Annotated in this window: 17 protein-coding genes and 2 pseudogenes; 12 read left to right on the forward strand and 7 right to left on the reverse strand. The window is 72.2% G+C overall.

Annotated features, from left to right (window positions below; all coding sequences use genetic code 11):
• Positions 1–233 precede the first annotated feature (233 nt).
• The 3 genes from SNA_RS37695 (at position 234) to SNA_RS37705 (ending at position 3,386) form a co-directional block, all read left to right on the forward strand.
• Entirely contained in the window at positions 234–1,391 is a 1,158-nt protein-coding gene (locus tag SNA_RS37695) for an acyl-CoA dehydrogenase family protein (protein ID WP_044368829.1), read from the forward strand.
• 7 nt (positions 1,392–1,398) lie between these two features.
• Positions 1,399–2,445, forward strand: a complete 1,047-nt coding sequence (locus SNA_RS37700; protein WP_030069534.1) for an acyl-CoA dehydrogenase family protein — start codon at positions 1,399–1,401, stop codon at positions 2,443–2,445.
• 464 nt (positions 2,446–2,909) lie between these two features.
• Positions 2,910–3,386, forward strand: coding sequence for an ATP-binding protein (locus tag SNA_RS37705; RefSeq protein WP_044368830.1), 477 nt, complete (start codon positions 2,910–2,912; stop codon positions 3,384–3,386).
• Between the two features lie 66 nt (positions 3,387–3,452).
• On the opposite strand, the pseudogene SNA_RS45410 reads toward SNA_RS37705, so the two are convergent.
• Positions 3,453–3,584: pseudogene (locus tag SNA_RS45410) on the reverse strand (pentapeptide repeat-containing protein); the annotation flags it as partial.
• A gap of 224 nt (positions 3,585–3,808) precedes the next feature.
• The gene (locus SNA_RS37710) at positions 3,809–4,735 is read right to left on the reverse strand and encodes a cyclase family protein (RefSeq protein WP_030069536.1); all 927 of its coding nucleotides are present in this window, start codon (positions 4,733–4,735) and stop codon (positions 3,809–3,811) included.
• Between the two features lie 125 nt (positions 4,736–4,860).
• Here SNA_RS37710 and SNA_RS37715 point away from each other — a divergent pair, with 125 nt between their 5' ends.
• The 4 genes and pseudogenes from SNA_RS37715 to SNA_RS44585 form a co-directional block, all read left to right on the forward strand.
• Positions 4,861–5,766 (forward strand): SDR family oxidoreductase, encoded by a 906-nt coding sequence (locus SNA_RS37715; protein ID WP_030069538.1) that lies wholly within the window; start codon positions 4,861–4,863, stop codon positions 5,764–5,766.
• Between the two features lie 28 nt (positions 5,767–5,794).
• Positions 5,795–7,018, forward strand: a complete 1,224-nt coding sequence (locus SNA_RS37720; RefSeq protein WP_030069540.1) for an acyl-CoA dehydrogenase family protein — start codon at positions 5,795–5,797, stop codon at positions 7,016–7,018.
• Positions 7,018–8,088: a Zn-dependent alcohol dehydrogenase gene (locus SNA_RS37725; RefSeq protein ID WP_030069542.1), complete on the forward strand. Its 1,071-nt coding sequence runs from the start codon at positions 7,018–7,020 to the stop codon at positions 8,086–8,088. Before SNA_RS37720 ends, SNA_RS37725 begins: the two co-directional genes overlap by 1 nt.
• Before the next feature lie 128 nt (positions 8,089–8,216).
• Positions 8,217–8,333 (forward strand): annotated as a pseudogene (locus SNA_RS44585) (RNA-guided endonuclease InsQ/TnpB family protein); the annotation flags it as partial.
• Positions 8,334–8,388: 55 nt separating this feature from the next.
• Here SNA_RS44585 and SNA_RS37730 read toward each other — a convergent pair.
• Positions 8,389–9,033, reverse strand: coding sequence for a flavin reductase family protein (locus SNA_RS37730; RefSeq protein WP_030069544.1), 645 nt, complete (start codon positions 9,031–9,033; stop codon positions 8,389–8,391).
• A gap of 218 nt (positions 9,034–9,251) precedes the next feature.
• Here SNA_RS37730 and SNA_RS37735 point away from each other — a divergent pair, with 218 nt between their 5' ends.
• Complete coding sequence (locus tag SNA_RS37735; RefSeq protein ID WP_078970482.1) at positions 9,252–9,839, forward strand: RNA polymerase sigma factor; 588 nt, start codon at positions 9,252–9,254, stop codon at positions 9,837–9,839.
• 8 nt (positions 9,840–9,847) lie between these two features.
• Positions 9,848–10,567 (forward strand): hypothetical protein, encoded by a 720-nt coding sequence (locus tag SNA_RS37740; RefSeq protein WP_044368947.1) that lies wholly within the window; start codon positions 9,848–9,850, stop codon positions 10,565–10,567.
• 138 nt (positions 10,568–10,705) lie between these two features.
• Here the strand turns inward: SNA_RS37740 and SNA_RS37745 are convergent, their stop codons facing one another.
• Together SNA_RS37745 and SNA_RS37750 are read right to left on the reverse strand one after the other, a co-directional pair.
• Complete coding sequence (locus SNA_RS37745; RefSeq protein WP_078970483.1) at positions 10,706–11,623, reverse strand: enoyl-CoA hydratase/isomerase family protein; 918 nt, start codon at positions 11,621–11,623, stop codon at positions 10,706–10,708.
• A 76-nt stretch (positions 11,624–11,699) separates the two neighbouring features.
• Positions 11,700–14,054, reverse strand: coding sequence for an acetate--CoA ligase family protein (locus SNA_RS37750; RefSeq protein WP_044368836.1), 2,355 nt, complete (start codon positions 14,052–14,054; stop codon positions 11,700–11,702).
• A gap of 337 nt (positions 14,055–14,391) precedes the next feature.
• On the opposite strand from SNA_RS37750, the gene SNA_RS37755 reads away from it, so the two are divergent.
• Complete coding sequence (locus SNA_RS37755; protein ID WP_044368839.1) at positions 14,392–14,865, forward strand: Zn-ribbon domain-containing OB-fold protein; 474 nt, start codon at positions 14,392–14,394, stop codon at positions 14,863–14,865.
• A 4-nt stretch (positions 14,866–14,869) separates the two neighbouring features.
• Here SNA_RS37755 and SNA_RS37760 read toward each other — a convergent pair whose 3' ends face one another.
• Positions 14,870–15,664 (reverse strand): pyridoxine/pyridoxamine 5'-phosphate oxidase, encoded by a 795-nt coding sequence (locus SNA_RS37760; RefSeq protein ID WP_078970484.1) that lies wholly within the window; start codon positions 15,662–15,664, stop codon positions 14,870–14,872.
• 115 nt (positions 15,665–15,779) lie between these two features.
• A complete protein-coding gene (locus SNA_RS37765; protein WP_078970485.1) occupies positions 15,780–17,009 on the reverse strand; it encodes a thiolase C-terminal domain-containing protein in 1,230 nt (409 codons plus the stop codon).
• A 187-nt stretch (positions 17,010–17,196) separates the two neighbouring features.
• On the opposite strand from SNA_RS37765, the gene SNA_RS37770 reads away from it, so the two are divergent.
• The gene (locus SNA_RS37770) at positions 17,197–18,525 is read left to right on the forward strand and encodes an acyl-CoA dehydrogenase family protein (RefSeq protein ID WP_044368845.1); all 1,329 of its coding nucleotides are present in this window, start codon (positions 17,197–17,199) and stop codon (positions 18,523–18,525) included.
• Entirely contained in the window at positions 18,525–18,995 is a 471-nt protein-coding gene (locus tag SNA_RS37775) for a nitroreductase/quinone reductase family protein (RefSeq protein ID WP_030069568.1), read from the forward strand. The genes SNA_RS37770 and SNA_RS37775 overlap by 1 nt, the downstream gene beginning before the upstream one ends.
• Positions 18,996–19,066 lie beyond the last annotated feature (71 nt).

The following is a 19,066-nucleotide window of genomic DNA, read 5'->3' on the forward strand; positions in this document are numbered from 1 at the left end:
GCGTAAGGGGCGGGCCGTGGCGTGAGTTGTCGGCCGCGGTAGCGGTCGGGGCGTCCGCCGGCTGGCCGACGGAGCCCGCTACCTGACGTGACGTCAGGTCTGAACGGGAGGTCAGAGGCCGCCGCCTTGCCGGTCCAGAGGGCCGAGGGCTAGCCTATTTCTGACGACCCATCAGATCCAGATGGTGTGGCTCCGTTCCCGCCGACACGGGGCACCAGGAGGGCGGTGCGGGTATGGACCTCACGTACACCGAGGAAGAGGAAGCCTTCCGGGCGCGGCTGCGCGCATGGCTCGCCAAGGTGCTGCCCACGCTCCCCGCCCGGCCCGCCGCGGCCGACTGGCCCGGTCGGCGGGCGTATGACGCGGCCTGGCAGCGGATGCTGTACGACGCCGGGTACGCGGGGCTGCACTGGCCCCGGGACGCCGGGGGGCAGGGTGCCACGCCCACCCAGCACCTGATCTTCCTGGAGGAGACGGAGCTGGCCGGCGCGCCCTACGTAGGGGCGAATTTTGTGGGGCTGCTGCACGCCGGCCCCACCATCGCCGTCGAGGGCAGCCCCGAGCAACGCGCCCGCTGGCTGCCGCCGATCCTGCGCGGCGACGAGATCTGGTGCCAGGGCTTCAGCGAACCGGACGCCGGGTCCGACCTGGCGGCGCTGCGGACGAGGGCGGTACGGGACGGGGATGCGTACGTCGTCACCGGTTCGAAGATCTGGACCTCGCACGCCGAGGTCGCCGACTGGTGCGAGCTGCTGGTCCGCACCGATCCGGGGGCGCCGCGGCACCGCGGGATCAGCTGGCTGGCGATGCCGATGGACGCGCCGGGGGTCACCGTGCGGCCGCTGCGCACCCTGGCCGGTTCGACGGAGTTCGCCGAGCTGTTCCTCGACGAGGTGCGGGTGCCGGTGGGCAACCGGGTCGGGGCGGAGAACGACGGCTGGCGGGTGACGATGGTGACCCTGTCCTTCGAGCGCGGCACCGCCTTCGTCGGCGAGGTGGTGGCCTGCCGCCGGGTGCTCGGCGCGCTGGCCCGTACGGCGCGGGCCAACGGCCGCTGGGACGATGCGGTGCTACGGCGCGGACTCGGGCGGCTGAGCGCGGAGTTCACGGCGCTGTGGCGGCTGACCCAGTGGAACGTGAGCGAGGCGCAGCAGTGCGGCGGCGGCGTGCCGGGGGCCGGCGGTTCGGTCTTCAAGCTGCGCTATTCGCACGCCCGGCAGGAGCTGTACGACGCGGCCGCGGAGGTGCTGGGCGCCGGAGCGCTGGACGCGGACCGGGAGTGGGTCGCCGGCCGGCTGTCGTCGCTCTCGTACACCATCGCCGCGGGCACCTCCCAGATCCAGCAGAACATCGTCGCCGAGCGCATCCTCGGCCTGCCGAAGGGGCGGTGAGCGACCGGTGGACTTCCAACTCGGCCCGGATCAGCGGGCGTTGCGCGACGGGATGCGGGAGCTGCTGGCCGGGCGGTTCGAGCGGGAGCGGCTGCGGGCGGCGGTCGAGGCGCCCGCGCTGGACCGGGTGCTGTGGCGCGAGCTGGCCGAGGCGGGGTTCTTCGCGCTGCGGCTGCCGGAGGCGGACGGCGGGGTGGGGCTGGGTCTGCCGGAGGCCGTCCTGCTCATGGAGGAGACCGGCCGGGCTCTGCTGCCGGGCCCCCTGGTCGCCTGCCAGCTCCTGGCCGGAGCGGTGGACGGGGTCGCGACGGGGGAGCGGATCGTGGCGCTGGCGGAGACGGCGGGCGGTCCGGAACCGGGGGCTGCGCCGGGCCCGCCGCCGGGCGCGGCGACCGGCCCGGAGCCCGGTCCGGACCCAGGCGCCCCCCTGTGGGAACACCCGGCCGACTGCGACGCGTTGATCATGCTGGGGGGTGCCAAGGGGGCGGATCCGGTGGACCAGGGGCGCGCGTCCGGGGCGTATCGAAGTGCGGCCGCCGATGTGCTCTGCGCTCCATTTGCTTCAGTTGACCCGCTGACCCCGCTCGCTCGCATAACGAACATAGCGCGCAAAACCCCACTGGCTCTCGATGTACCCCGACTGCACCGCGAGGCGGCTCTGCTCACCGCCGCACAGCAACTGGGCAGCGCGGCCCGTACGGTCGAGATGGCGGTCACGTATGCCCGCGAACGCGAGCAATTCGGCGCACCCATCGGCTCCTTCCAAGCGGTCAAGCATCTGTGCGCACAGATGCTCGTACGAGCCGAAATCGCCCGAAGTGCGGTGTATGCGGCATCGGTCACGGAGGGTGTTCTCGACGCGACGGCCGCCAAACTGCTCGCCGACGAGGCTGCGGTGCGTAACGCCCGGGAGTGCCTGCAGGTTCATGGCGGGATGGGGTTCACATGGGAGTCCGATGTGCATCTGCACCTCAAACGCGCCTGGCTGCGCGCCGCGCGCTGGGGTGGCGCCGCGGCGGCGGAGGAAGCGCTGGCGGCGGGCCTGATCGCCTGACGGGCGACGGGTCGGCGGGGTGTCCCGTGGGCGGCGATGCCGGAATCCGGCGCCCCCTGTGCGAAATGTCGGATACCGCACGCACTAGCGGTCACGGAGGGTCGATATCGGGTTGTGTCCTAGGCGTGACTCGTCACAGGCGGGAGTCGGCGTTCCGCTCGGGTACGCTCCGTTGGGTGCGAGTGGTTTGGTGGCGCAACGTTCGCGGAGCCGTCGGAATGACGGATCCGGGGTACGGACTGCGCGCCGCTCGCCTCGGGCGGGGGCCCGAGAAACCCCCTTGTTCGACTCCCCGCAAAGTGCGTCGCACAGTATGCAGCATGCATACTCCCTTGCGCTGGAATATGCCCGAAGCGCTTGTTGGGGTGACTGAACGTCAACCATGCTGTGCCTCACCGGGGTCACGCACCGTGATCCTGTGGAGGCGCGAGGCGATGTTTCCGCCGGTTCGGATGGTGTGAGCGGTGCAGGTGCTTCAGGTGCAGTTGGAGGTACGGCCCGACCCCGCAGAGGTGGGGCGAGCCAGGCGATGGGCCCGGTCGCGGCTGCTGGGGTCCGGCATAGGGGCCGACGAGCCGCTCGCGGAGACGCTGATCCTGCTGATCTCCGAACTCGTCACCAATGCCGTGGTGCACACCGGCACGGCCGCCAAGCTGCGGATGTGCTTCACGAGCTCGGGCGCGGTGGTGGGGACCGTGCGGGTCGAAGTGGTGGATGCCAGCGCCCGCCCGCCGCGCCAGCGGCACGCGGACGGCGACGACACCAACGGCCGCGGCCTGGAGCTGGTCGACGGCCTGGCGGACCGCTGGGGCTGGCAGCAGGAAGGCGCCGGCAAGCGGATCTGGTGCGAGGTGGACCGCGGTCAGTCGCTGCTGATGGCGACGGGGGGCGAGCTGGGGGCCTCGTACGAAACCCACTGCGCCCTGCCGCACAGAGCGTAGCCGTCGCCGGTCGGCGCACGCGGCACGGTGAGCCGTGCCCACGCGAATCGCGCCCCGAATGAACCGTGCCCCAGTGAGTCGTGCCCGAATGAACCGCGTCCACGTAAATCGCGCCCCAGTGAACCGCGCCCCCGCGAACCGAACCTCAGTAAACCGCGCATCAGTAAATCGGATCCGAGTAAATCGGGTGCAACACAATTAGTCCAGACCAGGTGTTGACGTGGCGTGCCGGGTTGATCACCCTTGGGTGGAGCGATTCGCCGCGAGGGGACGCCGAGGTCTTGGGGGGAGCCGGGCAGCCGGTCCGGGGTCTTGGCGAGTGCGGGTCGCGACTCGGAGTCGGGTGGCGGTCCGCGGTGCCGCGCTCGGGGCGCGCAGGGGCGCACCGCCACCTGGCCGGAGCCGTCGGGCCCGGTACGGCCTCAGAGGATCGCCACGGGTGCCACGGGAGCCCCGGAGGCGCCGACGAACGGCTCGGCCATCGCCGACAGCAGGAAGGTGAAGCGGTCCGCCGCGGCGCAGGATTCGCTCAGCTCCTCCAGATTCCAGTTCTGGCCTTGGAGCATGCCCATCTCCACCAGATCGAGGGCGTGCACGGGCAGCCAGAGGTTCTCGATCTCCGGCGGGAAGATCTCAAACGTGAGGGTGTCATTGGCGACGGCGGCCACATCGCGGGCATGGAACCACTCCGGGGTGCGGATCGACAGCCCGGGGGAGGGGAAGGCGTACGCCTCCCGGTCGCCCGCGAGGTAGTGCCGGATCTGGCCCGTACGGATCAGCACGATGTCGCCGGAGCGGACCGTGGTACGGGCCAACTCCTCGGCGGCGTCGAGGTCTTCGGGAGTGACGGCGTGCCCGCCCGGTAGCCGGTCGGTGCCATGGACGCGGGCGATGTCCAGGAGGACGCCGCGGGAGACGATCGGCGGGGCCTTTTCGAGGCCGAGCAGGGTGGCGCCGGCGTGCGCGGTGATGCTGTCGGCGGGACGGTCGTTGTAGAGCCGCCCGGAGTGCGAGACATGGGTCAGGCCGTCCCAGTGGGTGGCGGCCTGGAGGCCCATGGTGACCGCGTCGTCGGAGGTGGCGACCGTATGGGGGCCGAAGAGCTCCTGGTTGATCGCGGTCATGGTGTGCAGCGGGTTGACCCGGCCGGGGATCATGCCGGTCTGGACGCCGTCGTGCCGGAGGGGGAGGGCGAGGGGTATGCGGCGGCCGGTACGGATGCCGGCGGCGGCCGCCCGTACCACCTCGTCGGTGATCAGGTTGAGGGTGCCGATCTCGTCGTCGGCGCCCCAGCGGCCCCAGTTGTTGACGCGCCGGGCGAGGTCGTGGAACTCCTGCGGCAGGGGCATGACGGACTCCTCAAGGCGGCCGGTCCGGTGCGGGCCGGGACCGGCGTTCGTACGCGGGGTCTTGTGTTCGTACCGCGTCTGCTCAAAAATCTAACGGTCCGTCAGAAACTCGGAAGGGGCGCGGCATGGGGAACTTCTTGGCCGGCAAGGTGGTCGCCGTCACGGGCGCCGGGCGCGGTATCGGGCGGGCGGTGGCGCTGGCCTGCGCGGCGGAGGGCGCGAAGGTCGTCGTCAACGACTACGGGGTCGCCATCGACGGCGCCGCGCCGAGCAGCGAGGTCGCCGAGGCGGTGGTGAAGGAGATCGAGGCGGCGGGCGGGGTGGCCACGGCGGTCGCCGACGATGTCTCCACCATGGCCGGCGGGCAGCGGATCGTGGACACCGCGCTGGCGCAGTACGGGCGGATCGACGGCGTCGTCTGCGTGGCCGGAATTCTGCGCGAGCGGATGCTCTTCAATATGTCCGAAGAGGAATGGGACCCGGTTGTCGCGACCCATCTCAAGGGCACGTTCACCGTTTTCCGGGCGGCGGCCGCCGTGATGCGCCGCCAGGGGACGGGCACGCTGGTGGGGTTCACCAGCGGAAATCACCAGGGGTCGGTGGCGCAGGCGAATTATGCATCGGCGAAGGGCGGCATCATTTCGCTGGTCCGCAGTGCGGCGCTGGGGCTGCACAAATACGGGGTGACCGCCAATGCCGTGGCGCCGGTGGCGCGGACGCGGATGTCGGCGAATGTGCCGATGGAACTCAAGGAGATCGGCGAACCGGAGGATGTGGCGGCCTTCGTGGTGTATCTGCTGAGCGAACGGGCCCGGGACATCACCGGGCAGGTCTATACGGTCGCCGGGCCGAAGATCGCCGTATGGGCGCAGCCGCGGGAACTGCGGTCGGCCTATTTCGAGGGCGGCTGGACGCCGGAAAAGGCGGCGGAGGTGGTGTCGGGGACGGTGGGGAGCGATCCCATGCCCCTGCTGGCGCAGCTGTCGGCCATGGCCGAAGCGGCGCGGGACGGCGCGCGGCCCAATCGGTAGAAGCCCCGGGCGTGCCGAGGAGGTTGGCGTGGAGAGCGCAGCGGGCGAGGGAGACGCCGCATTCCGCGGCGGGGGAGACGACGCCGCATTCCGCGGTGAGGTGGGGGAGTGGCTGGCGCGTCATCTTGTGGGTGCGTATGCCGCATACGGCGGGACCGGCGGCCCCGGTAGCGAGCACGAAGGGGTTGCCGTCCGGCGGGCCTGGGAGCGGGAGCTCGGCGCCGGCGGATGGATCGGGATCGCATGGGACCGGACGCACGGCGGGTACGGAAACCGGGCCGCGACGCTGACCCAACAGGTGGTGTGGGCCGAGGAATACGCGCGGGCGCGGGCGCCGGGACGGATGGGCCACATCGGGGAGAATTTGCTGGCGCCCACGCTGATCGCCCACGGCGACGATGCGCAGCGGCGCCGGTTTCTGCCGCCCATTGCGCGCGGCGAGGAATTGTGGTGCCAGGGATACAGCGAGCCGGAAGCGGGATCGGATCTCGCCGGACTGCGTACGGTGGCCGTAAAGGGCCGGGACGGCTATCGCATCAGCGGGCAGAAGATCTGGACCTCGCTGGCCACAGAGGCCGATTGGTGCTTTGTGCTGGCGCGCACCGATATGCGGGAGACGCGGCACCGGGGGCTGTCCTTTCTTCTCGTCCCGATGGACCAGCCGGGGCGGATAGAGGTCCGGCCGATCCGGCAGATGTCGGGGACCGCGGAATTCAACGAGGTGTTCTTCGACGGGGCGCTGGCGCGGACCGGCCACGTGGTGGGCGGGGCGGGCAACGGCTGGCGGGTCGCCATGGGCCTGCTGGCCCGGGAACGCGGCGTCTCGACACTGGTCCAGCAGATCGGCTTCGCCGCGGAACTGACGGCGATGGTCGCCGACGCGGTGGCCTCCGGCGCCGTCCGCGACCCCGTCCTGCGGGATCAACTCGTACGGCAGTGGGCCGAGTTGAAGGTCATGCGGTGGAATGCGCTGCGAACCCTGGGGGCGGCCGGGGACGCGGGCGCCCCCAGCGTGGCCAAACTGCTGTGGGGCGGCTGGCATCAGCGGCTGGGAGAGCTGGCGATACGGGTACGGGGCGCCGCGGCGGCCGTGGGGCCCGCGGCGTGGTCGGCGGAGGCGCCGTATGCACTCGATGCGCTCCAGCGGTTGTTTCTGTTCACCCGGGCCGACACCATTTACGGCGGTTCGGATGAGATCCAGCGCAACATCATCGCCGAGCGCGTGCTCGGCCTGCCCAGAGCGGAGCGGTGATGAGAGGCGTCATTTTCGACGGCGAGCAGACCCGGGTCGTGGACGATCTGGAGGTCCGGGATCCGGGGCCCGGTGAGGTGCTGGTGGGGATCCGGGCCGCGGGGCTGTGCCACAGCGATCTGTCGGTGGTCGACGGGACCATTCCGTTTCCGGTGCCGGTGGTGCTGGGGCACGAAGGGGCGGGAGTGGTCGAGGCCGTAGGGGCCGGAGTGCAGCATGTGGCGCCCGGTGATCATGTGGCGCTGTCGACGCTGGCCAACTGTGGGGCCTGCGCGGAGTGCGACCGGGGACGGCCGACGATGTGCCGCAAGGCGATCGGCATGCCGGGCAGACCGTTCCGGCGCGGGGCCACGGAGCTTTTCAACTTCGCCTCGAACTCGGCGTTTGCGGAGCGTACGGTCGTCAAGGCGGTGCAGGCCGTGAAGATCCCCGAGGACATTCCGCTGACGTCTGCCGCACTGCTCGGATGCGGGGTGCTGACCGGTGTCGGGGCCGTGCTCAACCGGGCCAAGGTGGACCGCGGCGAGGCGGTCGTGGTGATCGGGGCCGGCGGGATCGGGCTCAATGTGCTGCAAGGGGCGCGGATCGCCGGGGCGTCGGTGATCGTCGCGGTGGACGCCAATCCGGCGAAGGAGGCGATGGCGCGGCAGTTCGGGGCCACGCACTTCATCGATGCGTCGGCGGTGGCGGACGGCGTCAAGGCCGTCAAGGAAATCCTGCCGACCGGGGCCGATCACGCCTTCGAGTGCGTGGGCAGTACGCGGCTGATCCGGCAGGCGATCGATCTGCTGGACCGGCACGGCCAGGCGGTGCTGCTCGGCGTGCCGCCGGCCGGTGCGGAGGCGTCGTTCCAGGTCTCGTCGCTGTATCTCGACAAGTCGATTCTCGGGTGCCGTTACGGGTCGTCGCGCCCGCAGCGGGATATCGCGCTCTACGCCCGGATGTACCGGGAGGGGCGGCTGCTGCTGGACGAGCTGGTGAGCGAGACCTATCCGGTCGAGGACTTCGCCAAGGCGGCGGACGATGCGCATCATGGGCGGGTGGCGCGGGGGGTGTTGACCTTCACCTAGGCACCGGAGCGGTGGCCCGATCCTGGTGAAGGCTGGCCCTTCGGCCACTCGTTCCGCCCTCAATGGCCCGTGGTAGGCCACAAGTTGATGCATGGGCATGTGAGCTATGGCCACTCACGTGTAGCGGGGACATCGTGTGGTCCCGGCGGCTGCCCGAAGGTGCGGAGCCGTCCACAGTGACGGTGTCCCAGGACGCGGCCGGCCGGTGGTTCGTGTCCCTCCTGTGCGAGGACCCCACCGTGAAATGATGGCGCTGGTCATCCGGCGACGGGGCGGGGGAGTCGCCCTGGAGGGAGCCGCCTAAAGGGAGGGACCGAGGCGCCCGAAGGTGCCCCGGTGGAAGAGCAGAGGGCCGGTTGCGGCGGCGGACGGGTCGGCGGCGAGGGCCTCCACCCGGCCGACCACGATCAGATGGTCGCCGCCGGTGTGCACGGCCTGGATCGTGCAGTCGATCCAGGCCGGGACGTCCGTCAGCCGCGGCGAACCGGTTGCCGGAGCCGCCGTGTACGCCACCCCCGCGAACTTGTCGGCGCCGCTGACCGCGAACCCGCGGCACAGCTCGCCCTGCCCGGCGCCCAGGATGTTGACGCAGAAGACCCCGGCGCGGGAGATCCGCGGCCAGGTGGTCGACGTACGCGCCACCATGAACGTGACCAGCGGCGGATCGAGCGAGAGCGAAGCGAACGACTGGCAGGCGAAACCGGCCGGGCCGTCGTCCCCCGGGGCCGTGATGATCGTGACCCCGCTGGCGAAGTGGCCCAGGACGGAGCGGAATTCGGCCGGGTCGAGCGGCGCCCGTTCGTCGTCGCGGACCGCGCGCAGCGCGGGGCGGGGTGCCGGGCGGTGGGCGGGGCGCGGTGACGGGACGCTTGTGGCGGTGGCGGTGGCGGTGGCGGTGGTCGGAGCGCCCACCGAGCGCAGATACCGCACCGCCGTGGCCGCCATTCCCGCATGTCCCATCATGCGTTCATTGAATCTGATGCAGCGTCAGAAAGGAAGCCTCCGGAGGGGCATCCACACCCAAGGGTGGTTTGCGGCAACGCACGGGTGACGTGGCGGGTATTCGGCCGAGTTCGTGTGGTGCGGCCTGATTGGCTACGGCCTGCACGGGTAGCTTCCACCACGGTCGCCGCCCGGAGCCCAGCACGGGGGAGTACCACCACATGGCCGATGCGACGCCGTCCTCACCCTCGTCCACCACATCACCCACCTTCGACGAGGTCTTCTGCGGGCTGTTGCCGCGGCTCTACCGTCGTGCGGTGATGCTGGCCGGATCGAGACATTCCGCGGAGGACGTGGTGCATGAGGCGTACCTCAAACTGGCCGCCCGCCCGCAGCGTTTCCTCGCGCATCCGGAGCCGTACGCCTATGCCTTCACCACGGTGCTCAACATCGCCCGCGACGCACACCGCAGGGACCGGCGTCAGGTGCCGGTCGATGCCATGGAGGGCGTCGAGGCGGCCGGGGCAGGCGGCGCCACGGCGGGCCTCGGCGGGGCGGCCGGGGCCGGGGCCTGGGACGGCGGGATGGAGCAACGGCATGCCGAACTCGAAGCGGTGCGCCTGCTGGGGCGGTTGTCGCACCGCCAGGCCGGGATCGTCATCCTCGTCGACCTCGACGGCTACACCATCGACCAGGCAGCACAGATCATGAAGGTGCACCGCGGTACGGCCGCCCGGCACCGCGCCCGTGCACTGGACCGACTGCGCGCCCACCTTGTGGACACGCGGCACGGACGGGGCGGGAGGTGAGCGGCACGATGAGCGACGGGGACGACGTCGAGGCGCTGCTGCGCGAGCGGCTGCACCGCGCGGACCAGCAGATCGAGGTACCGGCCGGGCTGTGGGCCCGCATCAAGGAGTCGGGCACGGTCCCGGCGCCGGCGGCTCCCGTGACGTCGACGAGTCGGGCGCCTCGCGTAACTCCCACGGCGTCCGTTACTCCCACGACTTCCGTAACACCCGCAACTCCCATGACAGCCGGGGCTCCTGTCCCAGCCGGTGGATCCGTTGCGCTCGGGTCGTCGCGTCGTCGGGCTTACGCCGTCGTGCTCAGCGTCGCGGCCACCGTGGCCGCGGTGGTGCTGGGCGCGTGGTGGCTGCTGCGGACGGCCGGCACCGGACCGCCTCCGGCCGCCGCCGTCCGCTCCGTACCGATAGCCGTCTACAACAGCGAGTCCGCCTGCCGCCACCTCCGCTCCCTGGAGTGCGCCCTGCGCCTGGCCAAGGACCCGTACGTCCCCTACTCCGAGCCGGGAAACTTCGTGGGCCGGGTCTGGCACGGCGATGTCCTGTCCGCGCACTGCGTGGTCACCGATGGCCGTCTGATCCGGGACGAGGCCGGGGTGACGTCGACCCGCTGGTATCTGGTGACGGCCAGGAAGGGCATGACGGGGTGGCTGCCGGGGGTGCGGACCCGCAATACCCAGGAGATTCCGGTGTGTTCGCCGGGAGAGAGGCGGCCGTCGGGTGGGACGTGATCCCGTGGGGCGTCATCGGCTGGGACGTGATCGGCCGGGACGTCATCCACCGGACCTCACCCACTGGGACCTCATCCACCGGGACGTCATCCACTGGGACCTCATCCGCAGCGCGTCATGTTGGCGCGGCTGTCTCCCCTACCTCCCCCGATACCTGGGGGTGCGACGTTCCACGAAGGACGCGACCCCTTCCCGGGCGTCGGCCGTCGTCATGTTGATTTCCTGGGCGGCGGCCTCGGCGGCGAAGGCCGCGGTCCGGTCGGCGTCGAGCGAGGCGTTGACCAGCTGTTTGGTCAGGGTCAGCGCGCGGGTCGGGCCGGCGGCCAGCCGTTCGGCCCACTCCCGCGCCGTCTTCGTCAACTCACCGTCCGTCACCACCCGGTTGACCAGCCCCAGCCGCTCGGCCTCCGCGGCCGGCACGGCGTCGCCGAAGAACATCAGCTCCTTGGCGCGCTGCGGACCGATCAGCCGCGGCAGCAGATAGGCGCCGCCGCCGTCCGGGACCAGTCCCCGCCGTACGAACACCTCCAGGAACCGGGCCGATTCGGCGGCCAGCACCAGGTCGCAGGCGAACGCGAGATGCGCCCCGATTCCTGCCGCGGTGCCGTTGACGGCGGCGATCACCGGCTTCTCGCAGTCCAGGACCGCGCCGATGAACCGCTGTGCCCCGCACCGGATCATCCGCGCGACATCACCCGCGACCCGCTCGCCCTCCGCCGACGGTGACCCTCGCAAATCTGCCCCGGCGCAGAATCCCTTGCCGGTCGCGGTGATCACCACCGCCCGTACCTCCGGGTCCGCCGATGCGTCCGCGAGCAGTTCCATGAGGTGTTCGCGCTGGTCCCAGGTGAGGGCGTTCATGGCCGCGGGCCGGTTGAGGGTGATCCATGAGACGCCGTTGTCAGTGGCGTGGAGTATCAAGGAATCACGCGGGTCGGAATCGCGCGGGCCGGAATCACGCGAGACGGGATCAGAGGCGTCAGAGGCGTCAGAGGCGTCAGAGGCGTCAGAGGAATCAGAGGAATCAGAGGCGAGGGAATCCGGGGAGGTTGCCATGGGGACGGCTCCAGGTGGGGGCTGCGGGTGTGGGTGTGGGTGTGGGTGTGGGTCCGGGGCCGGGTGTGGGGCTGGCTTACGATCCTCGGGCCGGGCTCTCGCCGTCGGTCCCGTGGCACACCGCGAGCGCATCCAGGGCCACGGCGCCCTGCCCCCGCGGGAGGACGACCAGTGGGTTGATGTCCAACTCGGCGAGTTCCGAGCCCAGTTCGAGCGCCATCCGCTGCGCCCGCAGGACGACCTCCACCAGTGCATCGATATCCGCGGGCGGCGCGCCCCGTACGCCGTCCAGCAGGGCATGGCCGCGCAGCTCGCCGAGCATGGCGCGCGCCCGGTCCTCCCCGAACGGCGGCACGCCCACCGCGACGTCCCGCAGCACCTCCACCAGCACTCCGCCCAGCCCCACCGTCACCGTGGGCCCGAAGAGGCTGTCATGGGTGACCCCGACGACCATCTCCACGCCCCGCTCGATCATCTGGCAGACCAGCATGCCGTCCAGCGGCACGTCCTCGTAACGGGCGATGTCCGTGAGCTCGCGATACGCGTCCCGCACCTGGCTGGCCGAGGTCAACCCGACCTTGACCAGACCGAGTTCGGTCTTGTGGGCCAGCTGCGGCCCGGACGCCTTCATGACGACGGGATAGCCGACCTGGCTCGCCGCCCGCACGGCCGCCGCCGCGCTGGTCACCAGCTGTTCGCGCGGTACGCGGATGCCGTAGGCGCGCAGCAGCTGCTTGGCCGCGTGCTCGCTGAGCTGCCGGCCCGGCCGCAGCAGGGCCTGAGCCTTGCGGGCGGAGGGGGAGAGCACCCGCGGGGCGTCGTCGAACGGCGAGCGGTAGCCCTCGACGAAGCGGTGGTGGTCGAGGTAGGCGCGTACGGCGGTGATGCAGTTGGCGAAGGTGCGGAAGGTCGCCACGCGCGAGGAGCCGAGGAGGGTGCGGCGGTAGGCGTCCTCGGTGCCGACCGGGGAGCCCCACACCACGCACACCAGCTTGTCCGTCCGCTCCGCCGCGTCCACCAGGTCCTGCGCGAGCGTGTCGCTCATCGGCGGGAACGGCCCGGTGATCGGGCAGATGAGCACGCCGATCGACGGGTCGGCGAGGATCGCGTCGATGATCTTGCGGCCGCGCCAGTCGCCGACCGGATGCCCGCCGTTGTCGATGGGATTGGCGACGCTCAGATAGTCCGGTATCCACCGGTGCAGCTCGTCCTGCTTGGCCCGGGGCAGGGCGGGCAGGTGGAGTCCCGCCGCGGTCGCCAGATCGGAGAAGTGGGCGCCGGTGCCGCCGGAGATCGAATAGACCGCCACTCCCTCGGCGAGGGGTTTCCTGGCGCGGGCCAGCAGCGCAGCGGTGTCCTGGAGCTCGTCGAGCCCGTCCACCCGGATCACGCCGAACTGCCGCATCGCGGCGTCCACGACCTCGTCCGCGCCGGTGAGCTTGCCGGTGTGCGAGGCGGCCATCCGGGCCCCGGTCTCGGTGCGGCCGACCTTCACGGCGACGACCGGCACCTTGTGACGGGCCGCGCGGTCGGCGGCGAGCAGAAAGCTGCGGCCGTCCTTGAGCCCCTCCACATACGCGGCGATGGCGCCGACCTCGGGACGGGAGGCGAAGTACGAGAGGAAGTCGGCGACCTCCAGATCGGCCTCGTTGCCGGTGGGGGCCCAGTGCGAGAGGCGGATGCCCAGCTCCTGGAGGGTGAAGACGGGGCGGCCCTGGTGACCGGACTGGGTGATGAGCGCGATGGCCGGGCCGTCGAGGTCCTCGCGGAAGGTCTCGAACGCGTTGAGGTTGGTGTTCGGGCCCAGCAGCCGCAGTCCGGCGCGGTCGACGGCCTCGGCGAGCCGGTCCTGCGCCGCCGCACCATCCGCGCCGGTCTCGGCGAAGCCGGAGGCGAAGGCCACCGCGAACGTCACCTTGGCGTCGCCCAGCTGCTCGATGACCGGGACGGGGTCGGCGACCAGGAGGACGGCGAGATCGATGGGTTCGGAGTGCCCAGTGGAGCCAGTGGAGCCAGTGGAGCCAGTGGAGCCAGTGCGGTCGGTGAGGTCGGCCAGGTCGGCCACGGAGGCATGGCAGGGCCGTCCGAAGACCTTCTCACGCCCCGGGTTGACGAGATGGAGCCGGGCGCCGACCCGTTCCGCCCAGGCGATCAGCTGCCGGGTGATACCGGTGTTCGGCCGTCCCTCGCCGTCCGAGGCGCCGATGACGGCCACGGCCCGGGGCCGGAAGAAACGGCCCAGGTCGGGCACCTCGGCGTACAGCGGCCGCCCGCTGACGTCCCGGTCGACCGCCGCGCCGTCCCGCTCCCCGCCGTCGCCCCCGCGCGGCTCGGGCACGCCGTGGACAGTGGGTGGTGGTTGCTCCCCACAGGCCACGACGCGGGCCGGCCGGGAGTGCGTGGTGAGGGTGCCGTGAGTCGATCCAAGCATCGCAGACGCCCGCTCCTGTGTGACGGCTCTCATGGCGCCGGGCAGGAGTGCATCCATTCCATACCTGACGCCTAGTCAGTTATGAGATTACCGAACTGACGGCCTGTCAGGAATGGGGCTGCACGGGGCTGCGCAGGGAAGCATGGGTGAGCGTGGGAAGTGTGGGGAAGCGCGGGGAAGTGCGGGGAAGTGCGAGGAAGGCTCTTGGGAGGGGTGGCCGAGGGGTGTGACCCCGGGGGTCTTGCGCGCGATCCCGTCATCCGTTGAACTGACGTAGCGTCAGCCAACTGTCGTGCGATCGTGGGGATGGTGCAGCGATGTCAGGGATGTTGCGGTGATGGCGGGGGCGCGGGCCGGAGCGGTGTCGCGCGGGGACGTGCCGGAGGTGGATGCCTTCACCCGGCCGTACTGGGACGCCGCCGCCGAGGGGCGGCTGCTGCTGCGCCGCTGCCGTACGGAAGGGGGCGGATGCGGGGTCGTGCACCACTATCCGCGCCAGTTCTGCCCGTACTGCTGGGGCGAGGACGTCGAGTGGATACCGGCCAGTGGCCGCGCCACCCTGTACACCTGGTCCGTGGTGCACCGCAATGACCTGCCGCCGTTCGGTGGCCGGGTGCCGTATGTCGCGGCCGTGGTCGAGCTTGCGGAGGGGCCCCGGATGATGACCGAGGTCGTGGGGTGCGGGGAGGGGGAGGATGCGTTGCGGATCGGGATGCCGCTGATGGTGGCATTCCGGCAGATGGCAACCCAGGGGAACGGGACCGGCGACGGCGGGTGTGCCGTCGCGGTCCCCGTCTTCCGGCCCGCGTGACTCGCTACGGCCAGAGCAGCTCTTTCTCCCAATGCCCGCCCTCATACCGGTAGTTGAGCCGTACGTGACGGCGTCGCGCATCCCCCTGGAAGAACTCGATCTCCTCGGCCCGCAGGACGTAGAGGGTCCAACTGGGGACGGGGGCGTCCGGTTCGCGTCGGGCGCGCTCCCAGGCGGCGTCCGAGGCGTGGGCCAGCTCCTCCAGGGAGCCGAGGACCTCGCTCTGGTGGCCGACCAGCGCCGCGGCCAGCGCGCCCGGTGAACGGCGGTGCAGATCGGCCGCGCTCTCCGCGGGGTCCGCCGCGGTCACCGTTCCCCGGATACGGATCTGGCGCCCGACCGCCGCCCAGTAGAAGCCCAGCGCGGCCCGCGGCCGGGCGGCCAGCTCGCGGCCCTTACGGCTGCCGCGGTGGGTGCCGAAATGCCAGCCGCGCTCGTCCGCGTCGTGCAGCATCAGGGTCCGTACGGACGGGGCGCCGGCCGCATCCGCCGTGGCCAGCGTCATGGTGTGCGGCTCGGGCACACCGGCCTCGGCGGCCTCCCGCAGCCACTGCCGGAAGAGGGGCAGCGGCTCGGCCGGGGCCTGTGCGGGGTCGAACGACGGGAGTTCGGTGTCCCAGACCCGCAGCCCACGCAGCAGTTCGCGGAACGCGAGGGAGGCGGCGGCGGGAGACGCGTCGTCGTCCAGGGAATCCGGGGAGTCCAGGGAATCCGAGGCGTCCGGGGACTCCGAGGCATCCGGGGAATCCGGGGAATCCGAGGCGGGCGGGGCGTCCTGGCGGGCGGTGGGATCGGCCATGCCAGGCAGCGTACGGGGTGGCGGGCAGGGACGAGCTGGTGGAGCGCGCCGTTGCTGCCGACGGTACGGCCGACCCGCTGAGGGGCACCCCCCGGCTGCCGTCCGCGCGCCCCCGCTACCCCCTACCCAGCACCACCGTCCCCGACGAGCAGAACCATCCCCCCGTGCCGGAGGCGACCGCGAGCTGGGGCGGGCGGCCGTCGGGCTTGCGGACCTGGCGGTCGGGGGCGTACTCGCCGCGGAGCTGGCGTACGGCCTCGACCAGCAGGAACAGGCCGCGCATGCCCGGGTGGCAGGCGGCCAGGCCGCCGCCGTCGGTGTTGACCGGCAGCGCGCCGTCCCGCAGCAGACGCCCCTTCCCGACGAACGCGCCGCCCTCGCCCTTGGCGCAGAAGCCCAGGTCCTCCAGCGTCACCAGGGTCATGTAGGTGAAGGCGTCGTAGATCTCGGCGAGGTCGATCTCGTCCGGGCGGACTCCGGCGCGCTCGAAGGCGAGGCGGCCGGAGACCGCGGCCGGGGAGACGGTGAAGTCGTCCCACTCCGACATGGTGGTGTGCGAGACCGCGGTCCCGCAGCCGAGCACCCAGACCGGGGGTGCGGCCAGGTCGGGGACGTGGTCCTCGGCGACGAGAAGGACCGCGCAGCCGCCGTCGGAGCGGATGCAGCAGTGCAGTTTGGTGAACGGGTCGGCGATCATCGGGCCGCCGAGGACGTCGTCGACGGTGATCGGCTCGCGGTACATCGCCTCCGGGTTGGCCGCGGCGTTGGCCCGGGCCTGGACGGCGATCTCGGCCAGCTGCTCCAGGGTGGTGCCGTACTGGTGCATATGGCGGCGGGCGGCCATGGCGTACTTGGCGATCAGCGTGTGCCCGTAGGGGACCTCGAACTGGAGCGGGCCGCGGGCGCCGAACGAGAGGTTCGCGGTGCGCCGGCCGGCCTTGAGGTCGGCGCGGGCGGTGGATCCGTAGACCAGGAGTACGGCGTCGGCGTGGCCGGCGGCGATCGCGTCGGCGGCGTGGGCGGCCATGACCTCCCAGGTGGCGCCGCCGACCGAGGTCGAGTCGACCCAGGTGGGGCGCAGGCCCAGGTACTCGGCGACCTCCACGGGCGCGAGGGTGCCCAGTCCGGCCGAGGCGAAGCCGTCGATCACCGACCGGTCCAGGCCGCTGTCGGCGAGCGCCCGGCGGGCGGCCTGGGCGTGCAGGGCGTAGGGGGTGGCCTCGTCCACGCGCCCGCAGTCGGACAGGGCCACTCCGGCGATGGCCACCTTGCGGTTTCCGGCGGCCGCCTTGCGGTTTCCGCTGGGGCGGTTGCTTCCTGAGGCGCGTGCGGGCCCTGAAGTCATGAATCTGACGGTACATCAGATTCATGGCCTCGGGCAGGGTGAGTGCGGGGGGCCTCCCCGGTAACCCCGCCGCCGCCCGTCTAGGAAATCGCACCCCCCGTCCCTACTATGACGCTCCGTCAGATTCCATGACCGGGGCCCGCCCCGACCGGGCGGGTGTCGTCGTACGGCCGGGAGGAGCCCGCCGATGGATGCCGCGTTCACCGAGGAGCAGGACGAGATCCGCCGCACTCTGCGCGGGCTGCTGCACAAGCGCTGCGGGCCGGACGAGGTCAAGGCGGCGGTGCGGACCCCGCGCGGGTACGACGAGGCGCTGTGGCGGCAGTTGGCGCAGCAGCTGGGGCTGCCGGGGCTGGCGCTGCCCGCGGCGTACGGCGGGGTGGGCTGCGGGCCCACCGAACTCGCCCTGGCCTGCGAGGAGACTGGCCGCGCCCTGCTGCCCTCGCCGCTGATCGCCACCGCCGTGCTCGCCGCGCCGCTGATCCTGGCCCTGGGCAGCGAGCCGCAGCGCGCCGGGCTGCTGCCGGCGCTGGCCACCGGGGAGCTGACCGCGACCCTCGCCGTACCGGGCGGACGACTGGCCACCGCACTGGCGCTGACCGGCCCGAACGGCGGGGACTGGGCGGGCGGCGGCCGCGCGGGCGGCATCCAGGCGCGCGCTCAGGACGGCGCCTGGCGGCTGTACGGGGAGGCCGGGCAGGTCCTCGACGGTCACAGCGCCGACGTCCTCCTGGTGGCCGCGCACGCCGGAGGTTTTGCGCACAGCCGCACCCTGGTCTTTCTCGTACGGGCCGACGCCCCCGGACTCGTACGGACCCGGCAGACCGCGATGGACGAGACCCGGCCGCAGGCGCGCATCGAACTGCGGGACGTGGCAGCCGAGTTGCTGGGCGACGGTGGCGGCGACGAGGGCGGGGACGCGGTGGCGGGTGCGCTTGCCGCCACCGGGGTGGGGGCGGCCGCCGCGTTCGCCGCCGAGGCGGTCGGCGCGGCCGATGCCGCGCTCGTCCGTACCGTCGAGTACGTCCGGGCGCGCGAGCAGTTCGGCCGGCCGATCGGGTCCTTCCAGGCGGTGCAGCACCGGCTCGCCGATCTGTACGTGGCGGCGCAGGCGGCGCGCTCGGCGGCCTCGTACGCGGCCTGGGTGGCGGGCGGCCCCGGGGGGCGCCGTACGGCCGAGCCGGGGGCGGCCGGGCTGGCGCTGGCGCAGGCGCTGGAGGCGCTGCGCAGGGTGGCCGGCGAGGCGGTCCAGCTGCACGGCGGCATCGGCTTCACCTGGGAGCACGAGGCGCATCTCTACTTCAAGCGCGCGGCCTGCGACGAGCTGCTGCTGGGGCCGGTGCACCGGCTGCGCGCACAGGCGGCCGAGGAGGCCGGGCTGTTTGCGGCGGCGGCCGACGGGCCATCGGAGGCGCCCGGCGGGGGAGGGGCGGCCGGGGAGCGGCGTACGGATGGTGGGCGAGTGGCGGTCGGCGAGCCCGACGCACCCGGTGCGCGAGAGGCGGTCGACGCCTGATGCCCCCGGGGGAGCGGCTGGTGCAGAAGATCTCCTCGACCCGTGCGTTCGCCCGGTGCGCACCGCATGTCATCCCCGCGCTGGACCGCGCCGTCCACCGGCTGACCCGCGGAAAGGTGCTGCTCAGCGCGCAGATGCTGCCCGGCGTGATCCTCAGCGCGACCGGCGCCAGAAGCGGGCTGGTGCGGCGTACCCCACTGGCGTGCATGCCGGAGGAGGGCGGGACCTGGGTGCTGGTCGGCAGCAACTTCGGGCGGCCCGGCCACCCCGCCTGGACCGGGAATCTGCTCAAGTGCCCGGATGCGGAGGTGAGTTGGCGGGGCCGGGACATTCCCGTACGGGCCCGGCTGCTGACGGGGGCGGAGCGGGAGCGGGCCTGGCGGGCGGCGCTCGCCTTCTGGCCGCCGTATGCCGCCTATCAGGCGCGCGTGGAGCGGGAGATCCGGCTCTTCCGCCTCGAACGGCGCTGAACGGGCGGCGGGCGGGTCTTGGCGCCGGGGCGGCGCTATGGCGCAGCGGGTGCCGCCCGGCCCTCTCAAGG

Origin of the sequence: Streptomyces natalensis ATCC 27448 (assembly GCF_000935125.1) — a bacterium.
Classification (GTDB): Bacteria; Actinomycetota; Actinomycetes; order Streptomycetales; family Streptomycetaceae; genus Streptomyces; species Streptomyces natalensis.

Coding starts and splice junctions, on each gene's coding strand:
- SNA_RS37695 (WP_044368829.1), top strand. CDS start 234: ATGGACCTCACGTACACCGAGGAAGAGGAAGCCTTCCGGGCGCGGCTG.
- SNA_RS37745 (WP_078970483.1), bottom strand. CDS start 11,623: ATGGCAACCTCCCCGGATTCCCTCGCCTCTGATTCCTCTGATTCCTCT.
- SNA_RS37710 (WP_030069536.1), bottom strand. CDS start 4,735: ATGCCCCTGCCGCAGGAGTTCCACGACCTCGCCCGGCGCGTCAACAAC.
- SNA_RS37730 (WP_030069544.1), bottom strand. CDS start 9,033: ATGGCGGCCACGGCGGTGCGGTATCTGCGCTCGGTGGGCGCTCCGACC.
- SNA_RS37715 (WP_030069538.1), top strand. CDS start 4,861: ATGGGGAACTTCTTGGCCGGCAAGGTGGTCGCCGTCACGGGCGCCGGG.
- SNA_RS37725 (WP_030069542.1), top strand. CDS start 7,018: ATGAGAGGCGTCATTTTCGACGGCGAGCAGACCCGGGTCGTGGACGAT.
- SNA_RS37775 (WP_030069568.1), top strand. CDS start 18,525: ATGCCCCCGGGGGAGCGGCTGGTGCAGAAGATCTCCTCGACCCGTGCG.
- SNA_RS37765 (WP_078970485.1), bottom strand. CDS start 17,009: ATGACTTCAGGGCCCGCACGCGCCTCAGGAAGCAACCGCCCCAGCGGA.
- SNA_RS37740 (WP_044368947.1), top strand. CDS start 9,848: ATGAGCGACGGGGACGACGTCGAGGCGCTGCTGCGCGAGCGGCTGCAC.
- SNA_RS37760 (WP_078970484.1), bottom strand. CDS start 15,664: ATGGCCGATCCCACCGCCCGCCAGGACGCCCCGCCCGCCTCGGATTCC.
- SNA_RS37770 (WP_044368845.1), top strand. CDS start 17,197: ATGGATGCCGCGTTCACCGAGGAGCAGGACGAGATCCGCCGCACTCTG.
- SNA_RS37755 (WP_044368839.1), top strand. CDS start 14,392: ATGGCGGGGGCGCGGGCCGGAGCGGTGTCGCGCGGGGACGTGCCGGAG.
- SNA_RS37750 (WP_044368836.1), bottom strand. CDS start 14,054: ATGCTTGGATCGACTCACGGCACCCTCACCACGCACTCCCGGCCGGCC.
- SNA_RS37735 (WP_078970482.1), top strand. CDS start 9,252: ATGGCCGATGCGACGCCGTCCTCACCCTCGTCCACCACATCACCCACC.